The 8,715-nt window shown below is 38.8% G+C and carries 9 protein-coding genes; 6 read left to right on the top strand and 3 right to left on the bottom strand.

Annotation, left to right across the window (positions count from 1 at the left end; all coding sequences use genetic code 11):
- Nucleotides 1-128 precede the first annotated feature (128 nt).
- The 4 genes from ABZC96_RS05960 to mobA are packed head-to-tail and all read left to right on the top strand — an operon-like array spanning nucleotide 129 to nucleotide 3,041.
- Nucleotides 129-866: a TIGR04219 family outer membrane beta-barrel protein gene (locus ABZC96_RS05960; RefSeq protein ID WP_373029773.1), complete on the top strand. Its 738-nt coding sequence runs from the start codon at nucleotides 129-131 to the stop codon at nucleotides 864-866.
- Nucleotides 866-1,354 carry an RDD family protein gene (locus ABZC96_RS05965; protein WP_373029774.1) on the top strand — a complete coding sequence of 163 codons (489 nt, stop codon included), beginning with the start codon at nucleotides 866-868 and terminating at the stop codon, nucleotides 1,352-1,354. The genes ABZC96_RS05960 and ABZC96_RS05965 overlap by 1 nt, the downstream gene beginning before the upstream one ends.
- Nucleotides 1,351-2,469: an MFS transporter gene (locus ABZC96_RS05970; RefSeq protein WP_373029776.1), complete on the top strand. Its 1,119-nt coding sequence runs from the start codon at nucleotides 1,351-1,353 to the stop codon at nucleotides 2,467-2,469. The genes ABZC96_RS05965 and ABZC96_RS05970 overlap by 4 nt, the downstream gene beginning before the upstream one ends.
- Entirely contained in the window at nucleotides 2,466-3,041 is a 576-nt protein-coding gene (mobA, locus tag ABZC96_RS05975; RefSeq protein ID WP_373029778.1) for a molybdenum cofactor guanylyltransferase MobA, read from the top strand. Before ABZC96_RS05970 ends, mobA begins: the two co-directional genes overlap by 4 nt.
- Here mobA and ABZC96_RS05980 read toward each other — a convergent pair.
- The gene (locus ABZC96_RS05980) at nucleotides 3,019-3,945 is read right to left on the bottom strand and encodes a LysR substrate-binding domain-containing protein (RefSeq protein ID WP_373029779.1); all 927 of its coding nucleotides are present in this window, start codon (nucleotides 3,943-3,945) and stop codon (nucleotides 3,019-3,021) included. The two genes, mobA and ABZC96_RS05980, sit on opposite strands and share 23 nt — an antisense overlap.
- Before the next feature lie 132 nt (nucleotides 3,946-4,077).
- Between ABZC96_RS05980 and ABZC96_RS05985 the strand changes: the two genes are divergently transcribed.
- Nucleotides 4,078-5,136 (top strand): YeiH family protein, encoded by a 1,059-nt coding sequence (locus ABZC96_RS05985; RefSeq protein ID WP_373029780.1) that lies wholly within the window; start codon nucleotides 4,078-4,080, stop codon nucleotides 5,134-5,136.
- A gap of 57 nt (nucleotides 5,137-5,193) precedes the next feature.
- Here the strand turns inward: ABZC96_RS05985 and ABZC96_RS05990 are convergent, their stop codons facing one another.
- A complete protein-coding gene (locus ABZC96_RS05990; protein ID WP_373029781.1) occupies nucleotides 5,194-6,774 on the bottom strand; it encodes a YifB family Mg chelatase-like AAA ATPase in 1,581 nt (526 codons plus the stop codon).
- A gap of 88 nt (nucleotides 6,775-6,862) precedes the next feature.
- Between ABZC96_RS05990 and gdhA the strand changes: the two genes are divergently transcribed.
- Complete coding sequence (gdhA, locus tag ABZC96_RS05995) at nucleotides 6,863-8,215, top strand: NADP-specific glutamate dehydrogenase (RefSeq protein WP_373029782.1); 1,353 nt, start codon at nucleotides 6,863-6,865, stop codon at nucleotides 8,213-8,215.
- 100 nt (nucleotides 8,216-8,315) lie between these two features.
- Here the strand turns inward: gdhA and def are convergent.
- A partial coding sequence (gene def, locus ABZC96_RS06000) for a peptide deformylase (RefSeq protein ID WP_373029783.1) occupies nucleotides 8,316-8,715 on the bottom strand: 400 nt, incomplete at its 5' end.

The following is an 8,715-nucleotide window of genomic DNA, read 5'->3' on the forward strand; positions in this document are numbered from 1 at the left end:
AGACAGACTCAAACTGCTTCTAGGGTTACTTGAGCCATTTATGATGCTCTTCATCGGTGCGGTTGTCGGAGTCATTGTTGCAGCGATGCTTCTACCTATCTTTACTATGACACAAGGGTTACAATAAAATGCCAACTATTATAAACATTACTCTGTTCACACTTTTAACACTCAGTCCCATACATGCTGATATGACAGGAGGAGAAGTCTCTCTTGGTTTCTTCAACCATGATCCTAGTGGAAATGCTTCTTATAAAAGTACCGCTTCAAACCTCGAAGAGACTTTTGGATTCAGTGAGGAGCAGGATATGTTCTTCAACGCCTATCTCGAGCACCCTTTTCCTTTGCTCCCCAATGTAAAACTGGGATACACAACCCTCTCGCATGGGGGGAGTTCTAGTGTAGAAGACTTTACCTGGGGTGATATTGGAAACATTAATGGGCATATTAATAGTAGTATGTCTCTTGACATGACAGATGTGACACTCTATTATGAAGTATTTGATAACTGGGTAGAAGTTGATGCTGGAATTACTCTAAGATACTTCAGTGGAGATATGGGTGTTAGTGCAGCTGGAGCGTATGACAGTGCAGATTTTTCTATCTGGGCTCCACTGCTTTATGGAAAAGCCCGTTTTAATGTACCTGCAACAGATCTCTCTTTCCAGCTTGAAGCCAATGCCATCAGCTATTGGGATATGACTGCTTATGATTATGAACTCTCTGCACGTTATACCCTAGTTATGGGCATAGGCCTGGAAGCAGGATACAAAGCATTTCATCTAGACAGTGATGATCTGGTGGACGGATTCCATGCAGACATCGACTTCTCCGGTCCTTATGCCGCTGCTATTTGGGATTTTTAATGGCAAAACAACGATTTAGGGACATCAAACAAGGTAAGATCCAAGTAGAGACACCCAAAGTCAAGTCCCCAACTAAAAAAGAGAAGGATTATGCTTCAGCAGGATTGAAAATAAAAGCCTTTTTAACCGATGCCTTTATGCTGCTCATGCCCATCATGTATGTGGTTTTTTATCTTGTCATGGATGGTCGGGAAGATTTTGCCGAACATAAACTGTTAGGGTGGTTCTACATCCTTCTTCCCCTAGTCATTGTCCAAACGATCTTTATGCATATGACAGGCCAGACACCGGGGTATCGTGCCTATAACATCATACTTATCGATGAAAATACAAAAAAGAAACCTACTCTGTTTGTCATCATCTTTAGAAACTTGGCTGCAATTCTTTCACTTTTTACCCTTTTGGGCTGGGCACTTATGTTTTTCCGGAAAGACAATAAAACGCTACATGACCTTTTATCAGCCACAGCTGTTGTACATAAAAAATGAAACAAGAAAGCACACTTCTTTCACCACTTTTAGGGGTTTACTACTTTTTTTATTTTGCCCTTGTGGGTGTCTATGTCATCTTTATGCCAAAAGTGTTGCTTGATCTTGGATACTCTCCCCTGGATGTCGGGATCATCTATGCTGCTGCCCCTTTTATGCGCTTTTTACTGCCTTTTGTCTTTCGACACACTATCTCTTTAACCTCCAAGGTATATCAGATCTCTTTACTCTTTACCTTTATAGGCACCCTACTTTTTTTGGCAACCGTAAATGATTTTTGGGTCTATCTTCTGGCGAACCTTCTCTTTGGCGCAGCGATGGGTATCTCTCTTCCCTATGTTGAGACCATAGCCCTGGCTTCCTTGTCAAAACACCGTTATGGGAAAGTGCGGCTCTGGGGTTCTCTTGGTTTTATGGGTATCGCACTTTGGTTGGGGAAAGTACTTGAGTCACCTTATGAAGCCCTCTATTATTTAAGCGCTATGGCATTTTTAACCCTTCTTTTTGGTGCTATGCTCACCAAATATGATACGACTTCTCACTCTACTGCACAAGAGGATGCTTCATTCTCCCTCTCTAAATATTGGGCATTTTGGATTTCTATCTTTTTAATGCAAGTGGGTTTTGGTGGATTTTATAATTTCTTTACCATCTATGAAACTGACCATGGTATTTCACTTGAGATGACCAGTTGGATGTGGAGTTTTGGTGTTATCTGTGAAATCTTTATGCTCTATTTTCAAGGTCCTCTGTTACAAAGAAACTTACTAAACATATTGCAATTTGCCACACTTGTCACAGCGTTTAGATGGATGATACTTTTCCTCTTTCCAGATTCTGTGACACTTACATTTGCCTCACAATCCCTACATGCCATAAGTTTTGCACTTTACCATACTGCAGCCATTACCTATGTCTTTTCACTCTATTCACAAAAGAAGCTTGCACAACAGTTTTTTCTGGGTATAGCCTTTGGACTTGGTGGTTCCTTAGGTGCGCTACTTTCCGGTCAGATCTACGGAGAATACCTTTTCTTGGTAGAGTCACTGATCACTTTGATGGCATTTTTTGTCTTACTTATACATCAAAAACGTAAAGTGAGCATACCTGCATGATAGAATCAACATATGCCATTATCTTCGCAGGAGGGAAAAGCTCCCGTATGGGTGAGGACAAAGCGCTTCTTCCCTTTGGTCAATACGCTACCCTCACGGAGTTTCAATACCATAGACTGAGCACACTATTTCAAAAAGTATATATCTCAGCAAAAGAGAATAAATTTAATTTTGACTGTTCGGTCATTGAAGATAGATATCCAGACCATTCCCCTCTTGTAGGGCTCATCTCTGTGTTTGAAACATTGAAGGTAGAAGAAGTTTTTATTTTAAGTGTCGATGCACCTTTTGTAAACAGAGATACCATAGAGAAGATATTAACTTATAATGAATGTGATCGAGATGCAATAATCGCCCAAAGTCCTAGCGGTGTTCAACCTCTTTGTGGGCTTTATAAAGAATCTATCTTGCCTTTAGCCTATGCACAATTGGAAAAAGGCAACCATAAGCTAAGTGATTTACTTCGCCTTGCAAATACACTTTTCGTACAGTTTAATGAAGACGAACCATTTACAAACCTCAATCATCCTGAAGAGTATCAAAATGCCTTTAGGCGTTTTGATAACCATTGATAGGGAAAGAAGTTTCCCCCTCTATCATTTGCATCATCAGTTTTCTAGAGAAGAAAACAAACTTTTCAAACAGTGCACTATGATACTTATCTTTATGGTATATCATCAGGAAATCTCTTTTACACTCAAAGTTTTGTACAGGAATCTTATGAAGTTTTCCTTCCTCTATCTCACTTTTTACTGAGATCTTAGAGATACAGGTCAAACATTCACGGTTCATCAAAATACTTTTAATAGACTCTGTATGTCCTAGCTCCAAGAAAATATTTAAATCATCTACTTTTTCTTTAATATACTCTAAAAAGACTTCTCTTGTACCAGAACCTTCTTCTCTAAGTACCCATCTCTTATCTTCCAATTCATCTATAGTACATTTTTTACACAAGTTTTGATCTGCTGTCACTACTACCAGTTCATCTACCCCTATTTTCTCTTTGACTATATCTGATCCCTGTACAAATCCTTCAACAAATCCAATATCGATCGATCCCTCTTTGATCATGTCTGCGATCTCTTTGGTATTACCCTCTTTAAGCGTGATCTTAACCTCAGGGTAAGAACTCATATAACTACAGATAATGGCAGGCATCAAGTAATCTACGATAGTAGTACTTGCTCCTACACGGATCATACCCTTGTTTTCTGAATTCTTAAATTCATACTCAATATCTGAAAGCTTTTTAAAGATAGGGTCTACCTCTTTATAAAATGCACGTCCCACTTCATTGAGTACAAGCTTTTTATTGATTCGGTCAAACACCGGTCGACCCAAGATATTTTCCAATTCTTTAATGGACATAGAGATAGCGGATTGACTTAGTTTCATATCTTTTGCAACATTTGTTAAATGCCCGGAGACTACAACATTTAAGAAGATCTCCATCTGTCTAAGTGTTAATTTCATATTTTCTCTCTTATTTAAAATAAATTTTCATCATATATTTCATTATTAAACCAATGAATAATTCGTAAATTATATCAAAATTATAGTAGAATTTTTAAAATGTTATCAATTATTTTGAATTAAAGGATTTTTATGCCGTTTTCCCCACAAAAACGTAAAGGCACGATGAGTGGTATTTTATTTGTTGCTATTTTTTCTGCAGCGGCAACATTTATCGCAGAACTTGGTCCAGTAAAAGCATTAGGGCTTTCGCCTTTGGTCATCGGTATTGTTCTTGGTATATTTTATGCTAATACCCTGCATAATCAACTTCCCTCAGAGTGGGAGACAGGTATTACATTTTCTGCAAAGAAGATCCTTCGTTTTGCGATCGTTTTTTATGGTTTTAGAATTACGTTTCAACAAATAGCTGAAGTAGGTATGGACGGCTTTCTGGTTTCACTCATCATGCTTTCAACAACTTTTATATTTGGAACTTGGCTAGGACATAAGATATTTGGTATGGACAAAGATACTTCTATGCTAACGGCTTCTGGTGCCTCTGTCTGTGGAGCTGCAGCTGTACTTGCCACAGAACCTGTACTTAAAGCAGAAGAGTATAAAACTGCCATCGCAGTCTCTATGGTTGTTTTATTTGGAACGATCTCTATGTTCCTCTACCCTGTACTCTATACCGCCATCTTCGAAAATGCCACAGGATTTTTACATATGACGGCCAGAGAATTTGGTATCTATGTAGGTGGAACCATCCATGAAGTTGCACAAGTTGTGGCTGTACCTTTTTCCGTGCCTGGTGCCCCTGAAGAAATGGCAAACTCAGCAGTCATTGTCAAAATGACACGTGTGATCATGATAGCCCCTATGCTCATTGTTCTTGGGATCTACTTAAGCTACTCTGCGAAAAAAGAGGGTGGAGCTACGGAGAGTGTCAAACTTGTTATCCCTTGGTTTGCTGTCTACTTTATAGGTGTTGCAGGATTTAATTCACTGCACTTGATTCCAGAAAACATTGTACATATCATTAACGAAATAGATACCTTTCTTCTTACCATGGCTATGACAGCGCTGGGTATGGGAACACGCTTCTCTAAATTTAAAGGATTGGGACTGGCTCCAGTCTATACTGCTACAGCAATGTTCGCATGGCTCGTCATAGGTGGCTTTGTTGTTACAAAAGTGGTCTGTGCCTAATATATAATTTTATCTCTAGAATAGCCTTTTATCCAAAGATGCAGTGAAATAAAAGCGCTATCTTCTCCGATAGCTCAATGCTTCCAATATATCTGATTTTTCTATCATTTCATGTGTATTGAGATCTGCTATCGTTCTACCTGTCTTTTTCACTGATGCGATACTTCTATGTGAAAGTCCGAATTTACTGATGGCATTTTCTAAAATTCGACTTGCATCACTATCTAAAAGACAATAGCTCTCTATCTCCCCTTCTGACAACTTTCCATTGAGTCTACTCTGTCCTCTGCCTTTTTGCCTTTTAAATGCTTTGAGTACCTCTTGATGCATTTGTGCAGAACTTATATCTCCTTTATCCAAACTGTCTACCTCTTGCATCACCACAAAAAGATCTATACGGTCTAAAAAAGGGTCAGAGAGTTTATTCTGGTAACGTTTTATCTCTACTTCGCTACATCTACAGGATTTATTTTTTGATAGCAGATTACCGCAGGGACAAGGGTTTTGCGCTGCAATGAACATAATATCTGCTTCATATTCTATCTTGGCATTGACCCTTGCTATATGTACCTTTTTGTCTTGCAGTGGCTCTCTAAGGGCTTCTAGTACTGCTTTGGAAAAATGAGGAAGTTCATCGAAGAAGAGTATCCCTTTATGTGCCAAAGCGACCTCCCCTATTTTAGCCACCGATGAGCCTCCCCCAAATATAGATGCAGAGGTTGCAGTGTGATGAGGAGATCTTATAGGACGCAGCGCTGAAAAGTTTGGTGTCACGCCATCCAAAAACTGATGTTTGGCTATGGAGAGTATCTCTTTTTCAAACAGGGGAGGCAAAATATCTTTAATGCGTTTGGCTATCATACTCTTTCCGCATCCCGGGTTTCCTTCCATCAAAAAGTTATGCATACCTGCTGCTGCGATGAGTGAAGCTCTTTTGGCTACGGTCTGTCCTTTTACATCTATAAAATCACTCTCATATTTTCGTTCAAAATAGTAGGGTATCTCTTTGATCGTAAAACTTTCCGATTCATAAGAAAATGCCTGTACATTTGCTTGAAAGTTCTTGCTCTTCAGTATCTCTATGGCCTCATTTAATGACTCTACTGCGATAAAGTCTACCCCGGATATGTGACTTAGATATGGAATGGACTCTTTAGGCACAATTGCCCGTTCAATAAGCCCCTGCTCTTTAAGAGATAAAACCAGAGGAAAAAGCATGGAGCTTGTTTTCACTTTTCCATCTAATCCAAGTTCACCAAAGACAAAAAGTCCTTCTTCCTCTACTACGGTTTTATGCATAGCGATCAATAGTGCCATAGCCAAATCTAGATGTGTCCCTGACTTCTTTAAATCCGATGGACTCAGATTGACCGTTATTTTAAGGGGAGGAAAAACAAAATCATTGGTAAGCAGTGCCGACTTTGTTCTCTCTTTTGCTTCCTGTATGTCACTGCTGGCTAAACCTACCACAGTAAAACCAGGAAGTCCTTTGGTAAATGTAGCTTCTATTTCTATCACTTGTGCATTGACTCCCTCAAGCGTGGCGCAGGTTAGTCTATTCACTATAGACTCTTTTTTTTGTTTCACATTAATCTGTCGTTTGTTGGGTGGTGTACCACTATCTATTTTTGCATTCATAGAGTCATGATGCACTAAATATGAGAAATAGGCTAAAAATATGTCAAATTGTAATATAATTTGAATGATACAAACACAAAGGAATCTCATGGAGTATATTGAGCAGGCGATGCTACGTGCCGAAAAAAGTAACTGTAAACATGATACTATGTTTTTACAAGCACTCAGAGAAGTACTCGACACGATTGAACCTCTTATAAAAAAACATCCCGAATATGTGCATGAAAATATCATCGACCGTATTATGGTTCCAAATAGAGGCATACACTTTAAAATAGAATGGATGGATGATGACAATATTATCCATGTCAACAATGGATATAGAATCCAATTTAACAATGCTCTTGGACCCTACAAAGGCGGTGTCCGCTTCCACCCTTCGGTCAATCCGGATGTCTTAAAATTTCTTGCTTTTGAACAGATATTTAAAAATGCGATTACCGGACTTCATATAGGAGGTGCAAAGGGTGGGGCTGATTTTGATCCTAAAGGTAAAAGTGATAAAGAGATCATGAAATTCTGTCAAGCTTTTATGTCTTCTTTTTATAACAGTATCGGTGCAGATATTGATATTTTGGGTGGAGATATAGGTGTAGGGGCCAGAGAAGTAGGATATATTTTTGGACAATATAAACAACTCACCAACTCTTATGACAGCATCATTACCTCCAAGCCACTTCCCCTAGGTGGAAGTTTAGGTCGTACCGAGGCAACAGGATACGGACTTATATACTTCACCCAAACCCTCTTAGAGGATATAGGAGAAACACTCAAAGGTAAAATATGTACCATTAGCGGTAGCGGTAATGTAGCGATCCATGCCATAGAGAAACTCTATGAACTCGGTGCTATCCCTGTAACCTGTTCGGACTCCAAAGGTGCTATTCATGACAGTAACGGTATAGACCTTGAGCTTCTAAAAAAGATAAAACTAGAAAGAAGAGCTTCACTAGAATATTATACATTGGAACGAAAGAAAGCTATTTATGTAAAAAGAGAAAACTATACTGAAGGGTGTAGTTTTGTATGGGATATCCCATGTTTTGCAGCATTTCCTTGTGCCACACAAAATGAGTTAGGTGAAAGTTCTGCACAATTACTCATAGACAATGATGTTAAGATTGTTGCGGAAGGTGCAAATATGCCTACAACGCCTCAAGCTATCGATCTTTTTGTAAAGAACAAAATTCTTTTTGCCCCAGCAAAAGCAGCCAATGCCGGTGGTGTTGCCGTCAGTGTTTTAGAGATGAGCCAAAACAGTTCACTCAATTATCTTTCGTTTGAAAAAGTAGACAAAAGACTACATGACATTATGTCAAATATTTACATTGAACTCAAAAAGACATGTGATGAATATAATCTTGATATGGATCTTATCTCTGCTGCAAATATCTTAGGATTTAAACGTGTAGCTGATGCAATGATCATGCAAGGGGTATAAATAATACATTTTATAGGAAGTACTTCCTATAAAACTTGACAGTCAAACAAAAGGAGAGTCAGAAGCACTTAGCTTCTGCAGGATAAGTGCTTATGCCTCTTTAAACTCTTCGTTTCCACTCTTTTTCGAACTTTTTTCTTTTCATATATGAGAGCTTTTCTATAAATACTTTACCATCCAAATGATCTATCTCATGCTGGATAGCGATAGCAAGAAAGTCATCATCTTCTATCGTGTGCTTATTGCCTTCTCTATCAAAATACTCTACTTTTACATGTTTAGCACGTTCTACTTCTTCATAGACACCAGGAATAGAGAGACACCCCTCTTGAAACTTCTCTGAACCGTCTTTTTCAATAATGACAGGGTTTATCATCTCTAAAGTATTTTCTTTAGGCTGATCATGTTCACTATCTGCATCCTCTAAAGGTATGTTGATGATCAATGCTCTTAGATCAATACCCACCTGAATGGCTGCAAGTCCTACACCATTACGCGCA

Source organism: Sulfurovum sp. (assembly GCF_041551015.1).
GTDB lineage: Bacteria > Campylobacterota > Campylobacteria > Campylobacterales > Sulfurovaceae > Sulfurovum.

What these genes read in the sequence shown, in the direction of transcription:
- ABZC96_RS05965 (WP_373029774.1), top strand. Translation starts at nt 866, where the DNA reads ATGGCAAAACAACGATTTAGGGACATCAAACAAGGTAAGATCCAAGTA.
- mobA (WP_373029778.1), top strand. Translation starts at nt 2,466, where the DNA reads ATGATAGAATCAACATATGCCATTATCTTCGCAGGAGGGAAAAGCTCC.
- ABZC96_RS05990 (WP_373029781.1), bottom strand. Translation starts at nt 6,774, where the DNA reads ATGAATGCAAAAATAGATAGTGGTACACCACCCAACAAACGACAGATT.
- gdhA (WP_373029782.1), top strand. Translation starts at nt 6,863, where the DNA reads ATGGAGTATATTGAGCAGGCGATGCTACGTGCCGAAAAAAGTAACTGT.
- ABZC96_RS05970 (WP_373029776.1), top strand. Translation starts at nt 1,351, where the DNA reads ATGAAACAAGAAAGCACACTTCTTTCACCACTTTTAGGGGTTTACTAC.
- ABZC96_RS05980 (WP_373029779.1), bottom strand. Translation starts at nt 3,945, where the DNA reads ATGAAATTAACACTTAGACAGATGGAGATCTTCTTAAATGTTGTAGTC.
- ABZC96_RS05985 (WP_373029780.1), top strand. Translation starts at nt 4,078, where the DNA reads ATGCCGTTTTCCCCACAAAAACGTAAAGGCACGATGAGTGGTATTTTA.
- ABZC96_RS05960 (WP_373029773.1), top strand. Translation starts at nt 129, where the DNA reads ATGCCAACTATTATAAACATTACTCTGTTCACACTTTTAACACTCAGT.